This window comes from Mycobacterium sp. (assembly GCF_008709575.1).
Lineage (GTDB): Bacteria > Actinomycetota > Actinomycetes > Mycobacteriales > Mycobacteriaceae > Mycobacterium.
In genome coordinates, this window is record NZ_VYIK01000014.1 from 1 (window position 1) to 19433 (window position 19433).

16 protein-coding genes are annotated in these 19433 nt (G+C 66.4%); 3 read left to right on the top strand and 13 right to left on the bottom strand.

The window, feature by feature from the left end; translation table 11 throughout:
- The 5 genes from F6Q13_RS04785 to F6Q13_RS04805 all read right to left on the bottom strand — a co-directional run.
- Window positions 1-3827: hypothetical protein (locus F6Q13_RS04785; RefSeq protein ID WP_293053012.1), on the bottom strand; the 3827-nt coding region annotated here is incomplete at its 3' end.
- Between the two features lie 155 nt (window positions 3828-3982).
- The gene (gene lpqB / locus F6Q13_RS04790) at window positions 3983-5743 is read right to left on the bottom strand and encodes an MtrAB system accessory lipoprotein LpqB (protein ID WP_293053015.1); all 1761 of its coding nucleotides are present in this window, start codon (window positions 5741-5743) and stop codon (window positions 3983-3985) included.
- Window positions 5743-7413, bottom strand: coding sequence for an MtrAB system histidine kinase MtrB (gene mtrB, locus F6Q13_RS04795; protein ID WP_293053018.1), 1671 nt, complete (start codon window positions 7411-7413; stop codon window positions 5743-5745). The genes lpqB and mtrB overlap by 1 nt, the downstream gene beginning before the upstream one ends.
- A 61-nt stretch (window positions 7414-7474) precedes the next feature.
- Window positions 7475-8161: a two-component system response regulator MtrA gene (gene mtrA, locus F6Q13_RS04800; protein ID WP_293053021.1), complete on the bottom strand. Its 687-nt coding sequence runs from the start codon at window positions 8159-8161 to the stop codon at window positions 7475-7477.
- Between the two features lie 52 nt (window positions 8162-8213).
- Window positions 8214-8870, bottom strand: coding sequence for a dTMP kinase (locus F6Q13_RS04805; protein ID WP_293053024.1), 657 nt, complete (start codon window positions 8868-8870; stop codon window positions 8214-8216).
- A 65-nt stretch (window positions 8871-8935) separates the two neighbouring features.
- Between F6Q13_RS04805 and F6Q13_RS04810 the strand changes: the two genes are divergently transcribed.
- Entirely contained in the window at window positions 8936-9673 is a 738-nt protein-coding gene (locus F6Q13_RS04810) for a DUF2275 domain-containing protein (protein ID WP_293053027.1), read from the top strand.
- 40 nt (window positions 9674-9713) lie between these two features.
- Window positions 9714-10268, top strand: coding sequence for an RNA polymerase sigma factor SigC (gene sigC / locus F6Q13_RS04815; protein ID WP_293053030.1), 555 nt, complete (start codon window positions 9714-9716; stop codon window positions 10266-10268).
- Window positions 10269-10286: 18 nt separating this feature from the next.
- Here sigC and ahcY read toward each other — a convergent pair whose 3' ends face one another.
- The 5 genes from ahcY to F6Q13_RS04840 form a co-directional block, all read right to left on the bottom strand.
- Window positions 10287-11771, bottom strand: a complete 1485-nt coding sequence (gene ahcY, locus F6Q13_RS04820) for an adenosylhomocysteinase (protein ID WP_293053033.1) — start codon at window positions 11769-11771, stop codon at window positions 10287-10289.
- Window positions 11772-11885: 114 nt separating this feature from the next.
- Window positions 11886-12521, bottom strand: coding sequence for a TetR family transcriptional regulator (locus tag F6Q13_RS04825; protein WP_293053036.1), 636 nt, complete (start codon window positions 12519-12521; stop codon window positions 11886-11888).
- Window positions 12518-12700, bottom strand: a complete 183-nt coding sequence (locus F6Q13_RS04830; protein WP_293053039.1) for a rubredoxin — start codon at window positions 12698-12700, stop codon at window positions 12518-12520. The genes F6Q13_RS04825 and F6Q13_RS04830 overlap by 4 nt, the downstream gene beginning before the upstream one ends.
- Before the next feature lie 4 nt (window positions 12701-12704).
- Window positions 12705-12878 (bottom strand): rubredoxin, encoded by a 174-nt coding sequence (locus F6Q13_RS04835; protein WP_293053042.1) that lies wholly within the window; start codon window positions 12876-12878, stop codon window positions 12705-12707.
- Window positions 12878-14071, bottom strand: coding sequence for an alkane 1-monooxygenase (locus F6Q13_RS04840; RefSeq protein WP_293053045.1), 1194 nt, complete (start codon window positions 14069-14071; stop codon window positions 12878-12880). The genes F6Q13_RS04835 and F6Q13_RS04840 overlap by 1 nt, the downstream gene beginning before the upstream one ends.
- 124 nt (window positions 14072-14195) lie before the next feature.
- On the opposite strand from F6Q13_RS04840, the gene F6Q13_RS04845 reads away from it, so the two are divergent.
- Entirely contained in the window at window positions 14196-15578 is a 1383-nt protein-coding gene (locus tag F6Q13_RS04845; RefSeq protein ID WP_293053047.1) for an oxidoreductase, read from the top strand.
- 72 nt (window positions 15579-15650) lie between these two features.
- Here the strand turns inward: F6Q13_RS04845 and manA are convergent, their stop codons facing one another.
- The 3 genes from manA to F6Q13_RS04860 are packed head-to-tail and all read right to left on the bottom strand — an operon-like array spanning window position 15651 to window position 19416.
- Window positions 15651-16877 carry a mannose-6-phosphate isomerase, class I gene (manA, locus tag F6Q13_RS04850; RefSeq protein ID WP_293053050.1) on the bottom strand — a complete coding sequence of 409 codons (1227 nt, stop codon included), beginning with the start codon at window positions 16875-16877 and terminating at the stop codon, window positions 15651-15653.
- Between the two features lie 20 nt (window positions 16878-16897).
- Window positions 16898-17986: a TobH protein gene (locus F6Q13_RS04855; RefSeq protein ID WP_293053052.1), complete on the bottom strand. Its 1089-nt coding sequence runs from the start codon at window positions 17984-17986 to the stop codon at window positions 16898-16900.
- Complete coding sequence (locus F6Q13_RS04860) at window positions 17983-19416, bottom strand: phosphomannomutase/phosphoglucomutase (RefSeq protein ID WP_293053053.1); 1434 nt, start codon at window positions 19414-19416, stop codon at window positions 17983-17985. The genes F6Q13_RS04855 and F6Q13_RS04860 overlap by 4 nt, the downstream gene beginning before the upstream one ends.
- Window positions 19417-19433: the final 17 nt, after the last annotated feature.

The window sequence follows — 19433 nt, forward strand, 5'->3', positions numbered from 1 at the left end:
CCACCCAGCGTCGTATCGCCCACACTGGACAGATCACCCAGCAACCCACTCAACGTCGTGCCGCTCAGGCCCACATCGCCCAGCAGGGCACCCAACGTCGTATCCCCCACAGAGGACAAATCACCCAGCAACGTGCTCAGCGTCGTGGTGCCCAGGCCCACATCGCCCAACAGGCCACCCAGCGTCGTCGAGTAGCCCACGCTGGGCAGATCGATCAGCAGCGTACTCAAACTCGTGGTGCCCAGGCCCACATCATTCAGCAGGCTGCCCAGCGTCGTGTCCCCCACACTGGGCAGTTCACCCAGCAACCCACTCAGTGTGGTGGTGCCCAATCCCACATCATTCAGCAGACCACCCAGCGTCGTATCCCCCACACTGGACAAATCACTTAGCAACGCACTCAAACTCGTGGTGCCCAATCCCACATCGCCGAGCAGGGCACTCAGCGTCGTATCCCCCACGCTGGACAAATCACCCAGCAACGTACTCAAACTCATGGTGCCCAGGCCCACATCGTTCAGCAGGCTGCCCAACGTCGTGTCCCCCACGGGGGACAAATCACCCAGCAACGTACTCAGCGTCGTACCGCTCATCCCCAACTCGCTCAGCAGGCTGCCCAGCGTCGTATTCCCTAAATTTACGCCGCTGAGGAAACCACCCACATCTTGGACGTCGCCGGCCGCATCAAGAAATGAAGACAGGCTCACGTTCAAACCCAGAGATTGGACGACGTAATCGACGGTGTCGTTCGAGCCTCCCACGAGACTACTTAATGTTTTGGTCATAATAGCGGCGCCGATGCCAAATGTGCCAATAGAAAGACCGTAATAAAACGATGGATCTACCGCCTGAACGAAATCGCCTATTGTCAGGCCGCCGAGATCTAGGTTATTGAAAATCTGGCCCATGTTGACCTGGCCGATACCGATCGCGTTTAAAACGTCTACCAGATCAAGGTTACCCAGACCCGTTTCATCCAACAGAGTAGCCAAGTAGGTGCCACCCAGATTGCCCTCCACAGGCGGAAAACCAGGTAGGCCAGGTATCTCAGTGCTAGGTAAATCGTCCGCCAACGTACTCAAACTCATGCTGCCCAGGCCCACATCGTTGAGCAGGCTGCCCAATGTCGTATCCCCCACACTGGACAAATCGCCCGCCAACGTACTCAAACTCATGCTGCCCAGACCCACATCGCTCAGCAGGGCACCCAACGTCGTATCCCCCACACTGGACAAATCACCCGCCAACGTACTCAAACTCATAGTGCCCAGACCCACATCGCTCAGCAGGCTGCCCAACGTTGTATCCCCCACACCGGACAAATCACCCAGCAACGTACTCAGACTCGTGGTGCCCAGGCCCACATCACCCAACAGGTCGCCCAACGAAGTAGCGCCCACGCTCGGCAGATCGCTCAGCAACGCACCCAGCGTCGTGGTGCCCAGGCCCACATCATTCAGCAGACCACCCAGCGTCGTATCCCCCACACCGGACAAATCACGCAGCAACGTACTCAAACTCGTGGTGCCCAGGCCCACATCATTCAGCAGGCCACCCAACGAAGTAGCGCCCACGCTGGGCAGAGCGGCCAGCAACCCACTCAGCGTCGTGGTGCCCAGACCCACATCGCTCAGCAGGCTGCCCAGCGTCGTGGCCCCCACACTGGGCAGATCACCCAGCAGCGTGCTCAAACTCGTGCCGCTCAACCCCACATCACCCAACAGGGCACCCAGCGTCGTCGAGCCCACGCTCGGCAGATCACCCAGCAACGCACTCAAACTCACACCGCTCAACCCCACGTCACCCAACAGGGCACCCAGCGTCGTCGAGCCCACACTCGGCAAATCGGCCAGCAGCCCGCTCAACGACACATCACCAAGACCCACGTCGCTTAACAGGCCACCCAGCGTCGTCGAGCCCACACCGGGGAGATCACCCAAAAGCGTGCTCAGCGTCGTGGTGTTCAACCCCACGTCTTCCAGCAAGCTGCCCAAGGTCGTATCCCCCACACTGGACAAATCACCCAGCAACGCACTCAAACTCGTGGTGCCCAATCCCACATCGCCGAGCAGGGCACCCAGCGTCGTGTCACCCACGCTGGGCAGATCGGCCAGCAACGTACTCAAACTCACGCCGCTCAGGCCCACATCGCCCAGCAGGCCACCCAACGAAGTAGCGCCCACGCTGGACAAGTCACCCAGCAGCGTGCTCAGCGTCGTGGTGCCCAGACCCACGTCATTCAGCAGACCACCCAGCGTCGTATCCCCCACACTGGACAAATCCCCCAGCAACGCACTCAAGGTGGTCGTGCCCAATCCCACATCGCCGAGCAGGGCACCCAACGTCGTAGCGCCCACACCGGACAAGTCACCCAGCAACGTACTCAAACTCACGCCGCTCAGGCCCACGTCGTTCAGCAGGGCACCCAGCGTCGTCGAGCCCACGCTCGGCAGATCACCCAGCAGCGTGCTCAGCGTCGTGGCGCTTAACCCCACATCGTTCAGCAGGGCACCCAGCGTCGTCGAGCCCACACTGGACAAGTCACCGAGCAACGCACTCAGCGTCGTGGTGCCCAATCCCACATCGCCGAGCAGGGCACCCAGCGTCGTATTCCCCACACCGGACAACTCGGTCAGCAACGTACTCAAACTCACGCCGCTCAGGCCCACATCGCCCAGCAGGCCGCCCAGCGACGTTGTGCCCACGCTCGGCAGATCGGCCAGCAACGCACTCAGCGTGGTGGTGCTCAGGCCCACATCACCCAGCAGGCCGCCCAGCGTCGTCGAGCCCACACCGGACAAGTCACCCAGAAACGTACTCAAACTCATGGTGCCCAGGCCCACATCGCCGAACAGGCCGCCCAGCGTCGTATTCCCCGCCGACAACTCGGTCAGCAACCCACTCAGCGGCACATTTCCCACACCGAGGTCGCCCAGCAACCCATCCAGGGTCAGGTTGCCCAGGCCGACATCGCTGAAAAGACTCGGTAGCGGGCCGTATATCACCTGGTCGAACAGCCCGCTCAGGTTTATGCCGTGCTGTCCAAGGTCGCGCAGAACGCCGTCCGCGTCGTGCAGCACACCGCCCAGTTCGGTCAGCGCAGCGCCCAAAGTCACCCCGGGGTCCAGGTTCTGTCCGGTAACGAGCAGGCCGTTGAAGGCGGGGACGTCGATGCCGGCGACATCGATGCTGTCGGTGCCGTTGAGGAAGGCGTTCAGCACGTTGGCCGGGGCGTCGATGAGAGTGGTCAACGCAGCCGTGGGAGTGGTGTCCGTGGGGATCTGCCCGAGGATGTCGCTGATTTCGTTGGCGCTGGTGACCAACGGACCTAGGGCAGCCAACAAAAGGATCAGCGGCACCCCCAGATCGACGGAGAGATGGGCCGGCAGTGGGAGGAAATCTGCGCTGATCTGCGGCGGAGCTGTCAACGCGTTGATCACGTGCAGTAGCTGGCTTGCAATCTCGCCGGAAACGGCCGTGATCGACTGCTGATCACCCGTCCAGTCCGCACCGAATTGACTGAGCACCGATGGCTGATCGAGCAACTCGTGGCTCAGGGATTGCAGATTGGCCACCGTGGTGGCGTAGAGGTCGTCGTACGGCGCGGCGATATCGGCGGCGCTGGTCGTCAGTGCGACGCCTCGCGTCTGAACGTCGGGAGGAATTGGTATCACCGGCGTGACGGCGATGAGACTGGCCCCCACGATGGCTATACCCGTCGTAGCGAAGGGACGAAGCCGCTGCTGCTCCATCATCAGCTCCCGAAATTCTGTGAAGGTATTCGACGTCACCGTCAAATACGGCCGATGAGCTGCAGAGACTGACATGGACCGCAGCTGAGATACGGCTGAGATGCTATAAGGATGGGAATTTCACAGAACTGTCGTTATAACAACGACGCGCTCCTGTTATCATAATGTGATGTTAGTAAGGTTAAATGTAAAACTTCTTTACATGCGGGTCGTCCGACATTGACTCCGGCTCACCCCGGCAAAACCGGTACCGCACCGGGCACCATGAAGGCCGGCACATCCACCCAGCCCTGCGGCCCGTCGGCGCCGGAACCCGACAGCTGCGCCACCCCGCGCGCATCGGCGACATACACCGTCGACGGGTTGGCCGCCACAGTCCACACCGGCAACCGCAGATTGGTGCTCGGCGCGTCGGAATTCACCCCGTCGAGGTTGACATACGACACCGGATGCTCGGAGTCGGTGCGGCTGACCACGATGTCGTCGCCGGTGCGCCACGACAACGACACCACCGACGAGCCCAGCCCGAATCCCAGTCGCCGCGGATACGTCAGCGCGAATTGGCCGGCCTGTGTTTGTTCGACGCTGGCGAGGATCACCTGACCCGCGATGACCATCGCTGCCCGCACACCATCCCGGGACAACTGTAAGTCGGTGATCACGCCGGGAAATCGGCCGGAAACCGCAGCCACATCCACCGGAAAACGCGCGGCCTGCCCGGACGCCGTCTCCTGGATCGCCCGCAGCACGGTGTGACCGTCGGCGACTACCCACACGGCATCGTCAATCGCCCAGCTCGGGCGAGACAGGCTGTGGCCGTCGGCGGCTTGTACCGCCTCGCCGCCCAGATCGCCGATCCACAGCGACGCCGCCATGTCCGGTGCGCCGCGCCGCAGCGTCACCACGGAGGCGACTTGGTGTCCGCTGCGGGACAGCGCGGCGCCGGTCTGATCCGGTGTCCGCCCGAACGCGCCCGGCACCGTGGTGGCGTGGTCTCCGTCCATCGCTGCCAGCGACCCGCCCACCAGAGCGTGCACGCCGGCGGCGGCACCCGAGTCGACCCCGGGATCGGCGGCCGCGACGTCGGAGGTGCTCCATCCCGCGGCGAACCGGTCATCTAGGGGAGCGCCGTCGGCGTTGATCACATACGGCCCCTTGATGTCGGAACGGGCCAACGTCCAGATGAGCTGCGCGGCCAGCAATTGCCTGCTTCGCGGATCGGCGATCGTCAGATTGTCCAGATCGACGCGTACCCCGCCGTAGCCGAGGCCCACCCCACTCTTGCCGCCGTCGGCCCGCGTCACCGGACCTTTCAGCCGCACCGGCGGGCCGAGCAGATTGCGCACGGACTTGGCGATCTCCGGGCGCGGCCCCGCGATCAGCTTGGAGACCAATTCGGTGGCCAACTGATCGGGATCGGACACTGCCAGATAGCGCGGGTCGGGAACCAACGTCTGGCCCGTCGGGTCGGCGAAGTAGAGGGTGTGCCGTTTGTAGGTGGCCTGGAACTGCCGCCAGTCCAGAAACACCCCGTTGGGCAGCCGGTTGATACGCCAGCCGCCCGGGGTCTTGACCAGGTCGATCGGGCCGGGATCCGGCAGCTCACCCTCGGCGGTCTCGAACACCCCCATGTCGGACAGTGAACCCAGGATGTCGGCCCGCATAGCGACCGACACCTTCTCGGCACTGCGGGTTTCGACGAAAACCACGTGGTCGATCAGCAGCGCGCTACCGGCGTCGTCCCAGGCGTCGGAAGCCGATTGAGTCAGGAACTGACGCGCGGCCAAGTGCCGATTGGCGGGATCGGCGGTGGCCTTGAGGAATTCGCGCAGGAGCATATCGGGATCCATGCCCGGAGTCGGCTTGGGCAGATTCGACGGGACGGGCCGCGCGACGGTCCCGATTGCCTGCGGCGCCGACGAGCTGGGCACTCCGGCACAACCGGTGATCAGGGCCAGCACGCCGAGCATGACAGCGGTCAGCGGTCGCATCACCCGCTCCGCTCGGCGTGCTCACGGGGCCGCAGCGGGCGCTCTTTGCGGTCCGGGGCTACTGGAGGCGCAACGGGCTTCAGCGGCAGCGGGCTGGTCGTCACCTTGTGTCCGCGGACCAGCGGAAGCGTCAGCCGGAAGCAGGAACCCTTGCCGGGTTCGCCCCAGGCCTCCAACCGACCCTGGTGCAAGCGGGCATCCTCGACGCTGATCGCCAGGCCCAGCCCGGTCCCGCCCGAACGGCGCACCCGCGATGGGTCCGCCCGCCAGAACCTGCTGAACACCAGCTTCTCCTCGCCCGGGCGCAAGCCCACCCCGTAGTCGCGCACAGTCACCGCAACCGTATCCTCGTCGGTCGCCATCCGGATCCGCACCGGCTTGTGCTCGGCGTGGTCGATGGCGTTGGCGATCAGATTGCGCAAAATCCGCTCGACCCGGCGGGCGTCTACTTCGGCGATCACTTCTTCAGCCGGCATGTCGACAATCAACTTGACGCCGGCGTCTTCGGCCAGGTGGCCGACGTTGCCCAGTGCACTGTTGACCGTCGAGCGCAAATCGATCGACTCGACCGACAGTTCGGCCACCCCCGCGTCGTGCCGGGAGATTTCCAGCAGGTCATTGAGCAAGTTCTCGAACCGGTCCAGCTCGTTGACCATCAACTCGGTGGACCGGCGCAGCGCCGGGTCGAGGTCTTCGCTGTGGTCGTAGATCAAATCGGCGGCCATCCGCACGGTGGTCAGCGGGGTGCGCAGTTCGTGACTGACATCGGAGGTGAACCGCCGTTGCAGGTTGCCGAACTCCTCGAGCTGGGTGATCTGCCGAGACAGGCTCTCGGCCATGTCGTTGAACGACACCGCCAGCCTGGCCATGTCGTCCTCGCCGCGCACCGGCATCCGCTCGGCCAGATGCCCTTCGGCGAAGCGTTCCGCGGTCCGGGCCGCCGCCCGCACCGGCACCACCACCTGGCGCGAGACCAGCAGCGCGATGCCGGCCAACAACACCAGCAGCACCAGGCCGCCGGTGACCATCGTGCCGCGGACCAGCGAGATCGTGCTGCGCTCGTTGCCCAGCGGGAAGATCAAGTACAGCTCCAGGTTGGGCACCCGCGACGAGGTGGGCGTGCCGATCACCAGCGCCGGCCCCGAGAAGCCTTCGGTGTGCACGGTGGCGTACTGGTAGGCAACCTGCCCTGCTTTGACGAAATCGCGCAACGACGCCGGCACCTGCTCGACCGGTCCGGCCGCGGCGGCCGGTCTGGGCCCGTAGCCGGGGACCACCAGCACCGCGTCGAACGGGCCGGCCATCCCGGCGCCGGAGGTTGGATCGGTTTTCGACGTCAACGTATTGCGGGCGAGCTGCAGACTGCTGTCCAGTGAGCGCGCCTCCTCGCCGCTGACGATCCCGCTGACCGTCGCGCGGGCCCGCTCGATCTGCTCGGTGGCCGCCCGGACTTTCACCTCGAGCACCCGGTTGGTGACCTGGCTGGTCAGCACGAAGCCCAGCGCCGTGATCACCGCGAGAGACATTCCGAGCGTCAGCACGACCACCCGCAACTGCAACGAGCGGCGCCAGGCAACGGCCAGGGCTCGACCCAATGCCCGCATGCCCCGCAGTAGCGGGCCCGAACGCCCCCAACGACCGCGAATGCGTCGCCGCGAGCCCCAGATCATCGTCGTCGCTTTCCCCCGCACGCCGAAGACCCCCCAACGCGACGCCCGGCGTCGCCGGCGATCACGGAGGTCCGGCCTTGTAGCCCACTCCTCGCACGGTCAGGACGACATTCGGGTTCTCCGGGTCTTTTTCCACTTTGGCTCGCAGTCGCTGGACATGCACGTTCACCAGGCGGGTGTCCGCCGGGTGACGATAGCCCCACACCTGTTCGAGGAGCACATCACGAGTAAACACCTGGCGTGGTTTACGTGCCAGCGCCACCAGCAGATCGAACTCCAGCGGCGTCAAGGAGATCTGCTCGCCGTTGCGGGTGACCTTGTGCGCCGGCACGTCGATGTCGACGTCGGCAATCGACAGCAACTCGGCCGGCTCGTCGTCATTACGCCGCAGCCGCGCCCGCACCCGAGCCACCAGCTCCTTGGGTTTGAACGGCTTCATGATGTAGTCGTCGGCGCCGGACTCCAGGCCCAGCACCACGTCGACGGTGTCAGTCTTGGCAGTCAGCATCACGATCGGCACGCCGGAATCCGCGCGCAGCACCCGGCACACGTCGATACCGTTCATCCCGGGCAGCATCAAGTCCAGTAGGACCAGGTCGGGACGCAGCTCACGCACGGCGGTGAGCGCTTGGGTGCCGTCGCTGATCACTGCGGTGTCGAAGCCCTCCCCCCGGAGCACGATCGTGAGCATCTCGGCCAGCGATGCATCGTCGTCGACGACAAGAATCCTTTGCCTCATGGTGTCCATGGTGTCACTTCATCGCGACAAAACTCAGCTACTCGATGCGCGTTTCGTGCCGTCAACTGGGCGCACTACCCGCATGCGGGGCGTTGAGCAGCGTGGCGGCTAGCTCGCTCGCGTCGACATCGGCGTCGACCACCAGCCATCGACCACCCCATCCGGCGACCGCCAGACCGGCGTACACCGCCCCGGTTCGCTGCTGCAGCTCGTCGTCCCGCTCGTAGGCGTCCCGGGCCCGCGCGACTTCCCTGCGGGCCCGCTCGCGGGCGCGCTGGGCGGCGAGGTCGGCTGAAACACCTAGCAGCACTTGCCAATCCGGTATAGGAAGCTGCAACCGCTGGTATTCGATCTGCCGCACCCAGGCCACCACCTCCCCGTCGGCATCCTGATGCAGGCGCGCCGCACTGTAGGCGGCGTTGGACGCCACGTAGCGATCCAGGATCACCACGTCGTGGTCTCGGCACAGCGCGCGGATCTGCTCGACGGCGCCGGCACGGTCCAGCGCGAACAGCATGGCCATCGCATACACCGACGACGCGAGATCGCCGTGCGCACCGTGCAGGGCCTCGGCCGCGACGTCGGCAGCTATCGACCGCCCGTAGCGGGGAAACGCGCAGGTGGCCACCGACTTGCCGGCGGCCTCGAACGCGCCGCGCAGCGCTTCGGACAGCGTCCGCTTGCCGGCGCCGTCGACGCCTTCGATCGCGATCAGCACTGCCGCGAGCCTATCGCCACGGCCCGGCTTTGTGTTCCGGCGCGCTGATGCGCGACGATACAGGGATGCGATGTGTGGTGGCGCGCGAGGCGTTGTCCGCGCGGTTGGACGGCGAACCCCAGCAGGTGCCGGCTCAGCAGGTCGATGCCCATCTGGGATCGTGTCACGACTGCCGCACCTGGCTGATCGGGGTGGCCGTTCAGACCCGCCGACTGGCCGCGGTCGACGTCCGCCCGGGACCGGACCTGGTCAAGCGGATCATGGCAACGGCCGGCATCGCACCGGTTCCGCGGTATCGCCGCTGGCTGGCCGAGCTGATCACGGACTACCGGCGCTGCGGGCTGATCGTGGTGGGCGCACTGCAGGTCGCGGTGGCACTGGCCCAGATCGCCGGCGTCGATTTCGGCCTGGTGGCCACACATGGGCACGGCGCGGCGACCGGGGCGCACCTGCTCCACGAGTCCACCGCATGGTTTTTGGCGTTGGGAGCGGCGATGATCGTCGCCGGTGTCTGGACCGCGGCGGCGGTGGGTGTCTCGGCGATCACCGGCGCGTTCGCGGTGGTGCTGACCGCTTACGTGGCGGTGGACGCCTACCACGGCCAGGTGACCACGGCGCGGGTCGTCAGCCACCTGCCGGTGCTGCTGGGACTGGTGTTCGCGGTGCTGGTGGCGCGGGAGCGGGCCGGTGCGCCGAAGCCCGTCAGCACCGATGCACAGACCCGCGAGCTGGTACTGACGCCGGACCTGCCCCGCGATCGGCGCCGCAGGCATCTGTGGCCGATCAACCGGACGGCGGCCTGACCGAGCTCTACGACGGCGCGTCGTATTAAGGTGGAGGCTTGTGACCGCACGTGACGACGATGCCGTCACCGCGCTGGCTTTGGCCGCTGCCCGCGGCAACTCGCCGGCCCTCGAGGCGTTCGTCAAAGCCACCCAACACGACGTGTGGCGCTTCGTCGCGTACCTGTCGTCGGACGGCGGCAGCGCCGACGACCTGGCCCAGGAAACCTTCCTGCGGGCGATCGGCGCCATCAAGCGGTTCTCCGGGCGGTCCAGCGCGCGCACCTGGCTGCTGGCCATTGCCCGCCGGGTTGTCGCCGATCACATCCGGTACGCACAATCGCGGCCCCGCACCGCCCCCGGGGCCGACCCCGAACAGCTGCTCAACCGTGACCGCGCCGCCCGGGGGTTTGAAGACCTGGTCGAAGTGCGCACGCTGATCGCCGCCCTCACCGCCGAGCAGCGCGAGGCGCTGCTGCTCACTCAGCTGCTCGGCCTGTCCTACGCCGACGCCGCGGCGGTCTGCGGCTGCCCGGTGGGCACTATCCGCTCGCGGGTGGCCCGGGCCCGTGACGCACTACTGGCCGACCTCGACGGCGACGAGGAGACCGGGTAGCACCGCCGTCGACCAACGTCAGTAGCGATAGTGGTCGGGCTTGTAGGGGCCCTCGACGTCGACACCGATGTACTCGGCCTGGTCCTTGGTCAGCTTGGTCAGGCGTCCGCCCAGTGCCTCGACATGGATGCGAGCCACTTTCTCGTCGAGATGCTTCGGCAGCCGGTACACCTCGTTGTCGTACTCGTCACCCTTGGTCCACAGCTCGATCTGGGCGATCACCTGGTTGGAGAAGCTGTTGCTCATCACGAACGACGGGTGTCCGGTCGCGTTGCCGAGGTTCAGCAGCCGGCCCTCGGAGAGCACGATGATCGATTTGCCGGTGTCGGGGAAGGTCCACAGGTCGACCTGCGGCTTGATGGTGGTCTTGGTGGCACCGCAACGCTCCAGGGCGCCCATCTGGATCTCGTTGTCGAAGTGACCGATGTTGCCCAGGATCGCCTGGTCCTTCATCGCTTTCATGTGCTCGAGGGTGATGATGTCCTTGTTTCCGGTCGCGGTGATGACGATGTCCACCTCGGAGATGACGTCCTCGACCCGCTTGACGTCGTAACCCTCCATCAGCGCCTGCAGCGCGTTGATCGGGTCGATCTCGGTGACGACGACGCGCGCGCCCTGGCCTTTCACCGATTCCGCGCAACCCTTGCCCACGTCCCCGTAACCGCAGATCAGCACCTTCTTGCCGCCGATCAGCGCGTCGGTGCCCCGGTTGATGCCGTCGATCAGGGAGTGCCGGCAACCGTACTTGTTGTCGAACTTGGACTTGGTCACCGAGTCGTTGACGTTGATCGCCGGAAAGGCCAGATCCCCGGCAGCGGCGTACTGGTACAGCCGCAGCACGCCGGTGGTGGTCTCCTCGGTGACACCCCTGACCGACTCGGCGATCTTCGTCCACTTGCCCTTGTCGGTCTCCAGGCGGCGACGCAGCAGGTCCAGGAAGACCTTCCATTCGGTGGGATCGTCGTCGGCGGCGGGCGGCACCACGCCGGCCTTTTCGTACTGCATGCCGCGCAGCACGAGCATGGTGGCGTCCCCGCCGTCGTCGACGATCATGTTGGCGGGCTCACCCGGCCAGGTCAACGCCTGCTCGGCCGCCCACCAGTACTCCTGCAGCGTCTCGCCCTTCCAGGCGAACACCGACGCGCCCTGCGGCTGCTCGGGAGTGCCGTGCGGGCCGACGACCACCGCCGCGGCGGCGTGATCCTGGGTGGAGAAGATGTTGCACGAGGCCCACCGGACCTCGGCCCCCAAGGCGATCAGCGTCTCGATCAGCACCGCGGTCTGCACCGTCATGTGCAGCGAGCCCGAGATGCGCGCTCCCCGCAGCGGAGCCGCCTCGGCGTACTCGCGGCGCAGCGACATCAGACCCGGCATCTCATGCTCGGCCAGCCGAATCTCCTTGCGGCCGAAATCCGCCAACGACAGGTCGGCGACCTTGTATTCGATTCCATTGGCACGATCGGCTTTCAGGTCGGCGGTCAGCGATTTTTCGGTCGTCGTCATCAAGCGCCCAATCCTCGTCGGTTACTTAGCCGGGTTATACATTAATCCCGCCCACCGGACCTGCGATGCCCGGGTGCGTCGCGAACCACCCCATACTATGACGCTGCCCCCGTCTCAAGCCTGCGCCACCTGACAAGGTTCCCGGTAGCGTTCGGCGGCCGGTGTGATCAGCCGGGCCAGGTCGGCGGCGACGTCGTGATCGGCCTCCGGCGGCATCGACACATAGCTCATCGCCAGTCGGACGATGGCACGCGCCAAAATAGCGGCATCGTGCTCGCGTATCGTGATCCAGCTGTTCTTGAACAATGCCGTGAGCCGCTGTGAGCAGTGAGTGATGATCGGTGCGCTGTCGGTGGTGATGATCTGCAGCAGGTCGGGTTTCGCCGCGCCGGTCAACAGCGAGATCACCAGCGGATCAGCCGCAGACTCGGCGAAAAAAGCCCGAAATCCGTGCAGTAAGGTTGCGTAGATGTCGCCGATGTTGGAACCGATCGCCTCCTCGACGAGATCGACCAGCCGATCGGCGAGCCGCAGTGCGTATCCCTGCGCCAGGCCCTGGCGGGACCCGAACTCGTTGTAGATGGTCTGCCGACTGACACCGGCAGCGCGGGCGACGTCGGCGAGCGTGATCGCCGACCAATCGCGGGTCTGCAACAGCTCGCGCATCGCGTCCAGCACGGAATCCCGCAGCAATACCCGCGCCGCCGCCGCGTAGGGGACGCGTTTCACGTGGGCGAAACTGGCGGTCACCGACGGGCCACCTCCACCATCTCGAAATCGGACTTGGCCGCCCCGCAATCCGGGCAGCACCAGTCGTCGGGAATATCGTCCCAGCGGGTTCCCGGCGCGATGCCTTCGTCGGGCCAGCCCAGCTCCTCGTCGTATTCAAAGCCGCACTGCAGGCAGCGGTAGAGCTTGTAGTCGCGCATCGGTTCACTCCTGTCCTAGAGCGGGTTCAAAATCGACCTTTTCCCGCACCCCACAGTCCGGGCAGCACCAGTCGTCGGGCACCTGACGCCACGGTGTGCCGGCCGGAAAGCCTTCCCGGGCAGCGCCGGTGGCTTCGTCGTAGACGTAGTCGCAGACCGGACAGCGGTAGGCGGCCATCACGCGATCGTCCGGTAGCGGGCCAGAATCTTGTCCCGCCGGCGCGGGTGCAGGTTGGCGCGGGTGATATCACCGCCGTAGTGCTCCAGCACCCGGTGGTCCATCATCGCGCGCCACAGTGGCGGGATGTAGGTCAGCCCGATCAGCGAGGCATAGCCGCTGGGGAGATTGGGCGCCCCGGCCATGCTGCGCAGGGTCTGGTAGCGCCGGGTCGGGTTCGCGTGGTGGTCGCTGTGGCGCTGCAAGTGGTACAGGAACAGGTTGGTCACCAGGTGGTCGGAGTTCCAGCTGTGCACCGGCAGGCAACGTTCGTAGCGACCATTGGGCAGCTTCTGCCGCAGCAGGCCGTAGTGCTCGAGGTAATTCACCGATTCCAGCAATGAAATGCCGTAGAGAGCCTGGATGATCCCGAACGGGATCAGTGCCGGGCCGAACACCGCGATCAGCACGCCCCACAGCGCTACCGACATCAGCCATGCGTTGAGCACGTCGTTGGACAGGTGCCACGGGCCCTTGTCGAGCCGGCGCAACCGCTGGGCCTCCAGCCGCCACGCTGAGCGCAGGCCGCCGATCACGCTGCGGGGGAAGAACTCCCAGAACGTCTCGCCCAAGCGGGCCGACGCCGGGTCCTCGGGGGTGGCGACCCGCACGTGGTGGCCGCGGTTGTGCTCGATGTAGAAGTGGCCGTAGCAGGTCTGCGCCAGGGTGATCTTGGACAGCCACCGCTCCAGCGAGGCCTTTTTGTGCCCCAGCTCGTGGGCGGTGTTGATGCCGACGCCACCCAGCGCCCCGACCGACAGCGCCACCCCGATCTTCGCGGGCCAGCCAAGGGGTCCCGGGAAGCCCAACCAACTCAGGTCGGAGGCGGTGAACAGGTAGGCGCCCAGCACCACGCTCAGGTATTGGAATGGGATGTAGAGGTAGGTGCAGTAGCGGTAGTAGCGGTCGTTCTCCAGGCGCTCCAACACCTCGTCGGGCGGATTCTGCCCGTCGGGCCCGTAGCGCAGGTCGAGCAGCGGCAACACGACGTACACCAGGATCGGCCCGATCCACAACAGCACCTGCGAGGCGCTTTGCCAGCCGGCCCGGTTCAGCGCCCACACGATCGGCAGGACCAGGAACAGCGCCGTGGGAGCGATCAACCCGAGCAGCCACAGGTAGCGCTTCTTGTCCTGCCAGCTCACCGTGGTCATGCCGCCAACCTCCTTCGCAGGTCCATTGGACAATACAGCATATTTCGTCTTCTGTATAGACAAATTGCTATAGTTTGTAAAGAGACGGGAAGGGGGCTCCGGTCGTGCCGGGTACCGTCGGGAGATGCCCGAGACCCGCCGCCGTGCGCACGCCGTCGTCATCGGTGCGAGCATCGCGGGCCTGTGCGCCGCCCGCGTGCTCGCCGACGTCTACGAGCGGGTAACGATCTTCGAACGCGACGAGCTGCCGAGCGCACCCGTGCATCGCGCCGCGGTTCCCCAGGGCCGCCACTTGCACCTGTTGATGGCACGGGGAGCAACAGAGCTCGACGGGCTGTTTCCCGGACTGCTCGACGAGCTGGTCGCCGCGGGCGTTCCCGTCCTGGAAAACCGCCCGGACTGCATCTACTTCGGAGCGGCCGGCCACGTCTTGGGCACCGGTCACAGATTGCGCGACGAGTTCACCGCCTACGTACCCAGCAGGCCGCAGCTGGAATGGCAGATCCGGCGCAGGGTCACCGGCCTGGCCAATGTCGAGATCCGGCGGCGCTCGGTGACCCAACCACGCTTCGACGGCGCTACCCGGCGGGTAACCGGCGTGTTACTGGATGCCGATGACGCCGACGAGCTCGCGTTCGTCGCCGCTGACCTGGTCGTCGATGCCGGCGGTCGGGGCAGTAGGCTGCCGGTTTGGTTGCAACAGTGGGGGTTTGCGCGCCCGCCCGACGACGTCATCGATGTGGGCATCAGTTATGCATCGCATCAGTTCGTCGTTCCCGAGGGATTGATCTCAGAACGGGTGGTCGTCGCCGGAGCGTCCCGCGAACAACCCCTGGGGCTCGGCATGCTCGGCTATGAGAACCACACCTGGATTCTCACGACCTTCGGTGTCGCCAAAGCCCAGCCACCTCAATCGTTTTCCGACATGATCGCACTCGCTCGCACGCTGCTGCCCGCCCGGTTCGCCGCAGCGCTCGAGCACGCTTCGCCCGTCGGGGAGCCGGCCTTGCACCGCTTCCCTGCCAGCAGATGGCGTCGCTACGACAAGCTGGATCGCTTCCCGGGCGGCATCGTGCCGTTGGGCGACGCGGTGGCCAGTTTCGACCCCACGTTCGGGCAGGGCATGACGATGACGTCGCTGCAGGCCGGCCATTTGCGGCAGGCTCTTCGGACCGACGACGTGGCCCGGGCTTTCCTGCGGGCGACCACAAAAACCACCTACCCGGTGTGGCTGATGAACGCGATCGGCGACCTGTCGTTTCACCACGCGGCCGGCCCACGGCGGTGGTGGTACCGGCCGGTGGGCAACCTGTTCGACCAGTTCCTCGCCGCAGCGGAGGACGATCCCGTGCTGGCCGAATGGTTCCTGCGCCGCTTTTCGCTGCTCGACAGCCTCTACATGATCCCCTCACCGGCCCTTGTCGTCCGCGCGGCTGGGCACAACATGCGGGCGTGGCTTGCCGAGCGCCGCCGAGCCCGGCGCGCCGGCGACGGTGCGAGCGCGTGATCGAGACCGCGCTCCGGCCAGATCACCGGCGCCCGGGCACTGCGCGTCCTGAGTTTTCCCGGCCAACCGCCGTCACAGGCCGACGGTCACGCGAAACAGCGTGGTGGGCTGGCGCGCAACCAGCCGGATCGGCCCGTCGTCGGCGGCCACCCACGCGGCCGCCCCCCGCTCGAGCCCCAGCGTGCCAGACTTAGCATGCACGCTCGCGCATCCCTGGGTGCACAACAGGATCTGCGGACCATCATGTCGCGACGGTGCGTCGACCTCGTGATTGAGGTAGCCGCCGTCGAGCGTCAGCACCGACACCGCGAACTCCTCGGTGGGGGTGTCGTAGAACACCCCCAGCCCGTCGCGGTGGGTGGGTGGCCGCAGCTGCTCCTCGGGCGTCGGCGTGAAATCCAGCACCCGCAACAGCTCGGGCACGTCGACGTGTTTAGGGGTAAGCCCGCCCCGTAATACGTTGTCGGAATTGGCCATGACCTCGACGGCCATGCCCCGCAAATAGGCATGCAAATTCCCGGCTGCCAGAAAGATAGCGTCGCCCGGCGCAAGGCTTATCCGGTTGAGCAACAGTGCGGCCAGCACGCCGGCGTCGCCGGGATAGCGTTCACCCAATTCGAGCACAGTTTTCGCTTCCGCCGCGAACTCGGTCGTACCACCACTGAGATAGCGAATAGCGCTGTCGAGCACGGCCGGCACCAGCTCGTCGATATCGGGTTGCGGGGCGGTGATCCAGGTGGTGAACAATGCACGCAGACCATCGGCGTCGGACTGGTCGTTGAGCAGGCAGAGGTAGGGCTCCAGGTCGGCGACCGCCAACGCCCGCAGCAATTCGACGGTGCGGTCGACCGGGCGGAACCCCGCCAGCGCTTCGAACGGCGCCAGCGCCACCAGCAGCTCGGGCTTGTGGCTGGCGTCACGGTAGTTGCGCATCGGCGAGGACAGCGGGATGCCTTGCCTTTCTTCGCGCAGGTAGCCCTCGGCGGCCTGCTCCGCGCTGGGATGAGCCTGCAACGACAGCGGCTCGTCGGCGGCCAGGACCTTCACCAAAAACGGCAGCGAATCACCGAATCGGGCGCGGACCACCGCGCCCAGTTGACCCTCCGGGTCGTCGGCCAACGCCTCGAGCAACGATTTTCCCCCGTCAGCGGTCTGTAACCAGGCCGGATCAGCCGAATGGGCGCCGAACCATAATTCAGCCTCGGGATGAGCGGCCGGAACCGCCCGCCCAGTGAATTCGGCGATGGCGGTCCGCGACCCCCAGGCATACGTGCGAATCGCTCCGCGTAAGAGGTCCACTTCGGTTGTTCCTAAACCACTTATCCCCGTACCAGTCTCACGTAAACCGCGGTCATTTCCAGCCGAACTGCCAAGATAGCCAGCTGCTGCTCGGCGCGCTGCTCGCCGACCCGCAACGCCGGGCCGGGGGGCGCGGCATCGGGACCGTCTCCAACGCCTACGACGTCGACGTCGGCCAGCCGCACGACCCGGGCCGCCGTCACCGGCCGATCGGCGGCCAGGGTCAGCGCCAGCACCCGCAAGCGCTCCGGCGCCGGTCCGTCGATCTGGTCGTCGTGGAACAGCGCAGCCGCGGAGTCCCGCAACCCATCGGGTGCCGCGGCGCCCAGCGCCACCAGGGCATCGCCCAGTCCGGCGGCCGCGACCACCCGCTGCCCTATGCGCAACATCACCGAGCACCCGTGCCGGGCCAAGGCCAGCGTCGCGGCGCAATCACCAGCCAGCACGACCCGGCGCCGCGCCATGCGTTCGACCAGTGCCTTCGCCGGGTTGGTGAGCAGTTCGCGGCCGGCACTATTGCGCAGCGCCTCGGCATCGAGCTCGTCGGCGAGCACACCCAGATCCGAGGGCAACCGAGGGTCGACGCTATGCACGGCGGCCAACCCCGCGGCCAGGTACCGACACAGACCGAATGCGTCGGGGACCGGCATCCGCGGCTCCAGAACCGCGACTCGGCCGGCCGTGCTATCCCGCAGCGGGCCTTCGTACGGTGCCGCCACGACGACCCGCGCGCCCCGGCGAACCCCGGTGGCGGCGGCCCCGACCAGGCCCGGGTCGCCGGGGTCGTCCCCGGCGACGATCAGCACGTCGAGCGCTCCGATCCACGGCGGCGCCTTAGCGGCGAGCACGATCGGCGCCGCGGCCGAACCGCCCAGCGTCGCGGCCAGCATGGCGCCGGCTGTCTCGGCAGGACCACCGGTGGCCACCCAGATCACGCTGCGCGGATGGTCGCTGCCGCACACCGACTCCAAAGCGCCCTCGTCGACTGCGGCGGCAGTCGCGCGTACTTGCGCACCCGCGGTCGATGCCGCCCTCAAAAGCCCTTCGCGATCGGCGTCGATCAGCGCCTCGGTGTCATCGAGGTCGATGACGGCCTCCGCCGCGTTCATGTCACGATCCCTCCGGTCAGCCCTGCAGAAGGCGCCGCCTCCCCGGCCGTTTGGGCTGCGATCGCGGTGCTGACCTGGTTCACCACCGCCTGCACGTCCTCGGCGCAGCGGCCCTCGACATTGAGCCGCAGCAGCGGCTCAGTGTTGGAGCTGCGCAGGTTGAACCAGCTGCCATCGCCCAGATCGACCGTCACCCCGTCGAGGTGGTCGAGCGCGTGGATGCGCGCGCCGAAGGACTTCAGCACTGCCTCAACACAAGCCTGGGCGTCGACGACGGTGAAGTTGATCTCGCCGGACGATTCGTAGCGTTGGTAGTCGCCGGCGAGCGCCGAGAGCGGGCGGCGCTGTTCGCCCAGTGCGGCCAGCACGTGCAGCGCGGCCAGCATTCCGGAATCGGCGCCCCAGAAATCCCGAAAGTAGTAGTGCGCCGAGTGCTCACCGCCGAAAATCGCCCCGGTGTCGGCCATGAGAGCCTTGATGTAGGAGTGCCCGACCCGGGATCGCACCGGGGTACCGCCGCGTTCGACCACCAGTTCCGGCACCGCCCGCGACGTGATCAGGTTGTGGATCACGGTCGCACCGATCTCCCGCGACAGTTCACGGGCGGCGACCAGCGCCGTCACCGTCGACGGGGAGACCGGCCGGCCGCGCTCGTCGACCACGAAGCAGCGGTCCGCGTCGCCGTCGAAGGCCAAGCCGATGTCAGCCCCCACGGCCACCACGTGGTGCTGCAAGTCCACCAGGTTGGCCGGGTCCAGCGGATTGGGCTCATGGTTGGGAAAGGAGCCGTCGAGCTCGAAGTACAACGGCTCCAGGGTGACGGCCGCAATCGGACCCAGTACTGCGGGCGCAGTATGGCCGGCCATCCCATTGCCCGCGTCGACGGCCACCCGCAACGGGCGCAACCCCGAGGTGTCCACCAGCGAGCGCAGGAATTCTCCGTAGTCGGCCAACACATCTCGATCGGTGATGCAGCCGGCCGGGCCGTCGTAGCGGCCATGCGCCGGCACGCCGGCAACCAGGTCGTCGCGAATGTCGGTCAATCCGGTGTCCGCGCCGATCGGTTTAGCACCCGCCCGGCACAACTTGACGCCGTTGTAGGCCGCCGGATTATGGCTGGCGGTGAACATCGCGCCAGGGCAGTCCAACAACCCCGACGCGAAATAGAGCTGGTCGGTAGACGCCAGCCCGATCCGGACCACGTCGAGGCCCTGGCCGGTGACCCCGGCGACAAAGGCAGCCGCCAGCCGCGGCGAACTGTCTCGCATGTCGTGACCGACAACGACCTGCCGCGCACCCTCGTCTCGCATCAGCCGGGCAAAGGCCGCGCCCACGTCGGCGGCAAAAGCTTCGTCGATCTCGTCGCCGACCAGGCCTCTGATGTCGTAGGCCTTGACGACCCGGTCGACAGCCGCAGCAGGCCGAGACATGACGGGACTCCTGACGA

Coding starts and splice junctions, on each gene's coding strand:
- lpqB (WP_293053015.1), bottom strand. CDS start 5,743: ATGCGACCGCTGACCGCTGTCATGCTCGGCGTGCTGGCCCTGATCACC.
- mtrB (WP_293053018.1), bottom strand. CDS start 7,413: ATGATCTGGGGCTCGCGGCGACGCATTCGCGGTCGTTGGGGGCGTTCG.
- mtrA (WP_293053021.1), bottom strand. CDS start 8,161: ATGGACACCATGAGGCAAAGGATTCTTGTCGTCGACGACGATGCATCG.
- F6Q13_RS04810 (WP_293053027.1), top strand. CDS start 8,936: ATGCGATGTGTGGTGGCGCGCGAGGCGTTGTCCGCGCGGTTGGACGGC.
- ahcY (WP_293053033.1), bottom strand. CDS start 11,771: ATGACGACGACCGAAAAATCGCTGACCGCCGACCTGAAAGCCGATCGT.
- F6Q13_RS04830 (WP_293053039.1), bottom strand. CDS start 12,700: ATGCGCGACTACAAGCTCTACCGCTGCCTGCAGTGCGGCTTTGAATAC.
- F6Q13_RS04835 (WP_293053042.1), bottom strand. CDS start 12,878: ATGGCCGCCTACCGCTGTCCGGTCTGCGACTACGTCTACGACGAAGCC.
- F6Q13_RS04840 (WP_293053045.1), bottom strand. CDS start 14,071: ATGACCACGGTGAGCTGGCAGGACAAGAAGCGCTACCTGTGGCTGCTC.
- F6Q13_RS04845 (WP_293053047.1), top strand. CDS start 14,196: ATGCCCGAGACCCGCCGCCGTGCGCACGCCGTCGTCATCGGTGCGAGC.
- F6Q13_RS04855 (WP_293053052.1), bottom strand. CDS start 17,986: ATGAACGCGGCGGAGGCCGTCATCGACCTCGATGACACCGAGGCGCTG.
- F6Q13_RS04860 (WP_293053053.1), bottom strand. CDS start 19,416: ATGTCTCGGCCTGCTGCGGCTGTCGACCGGGTCGTCAAGGCCTACGAC.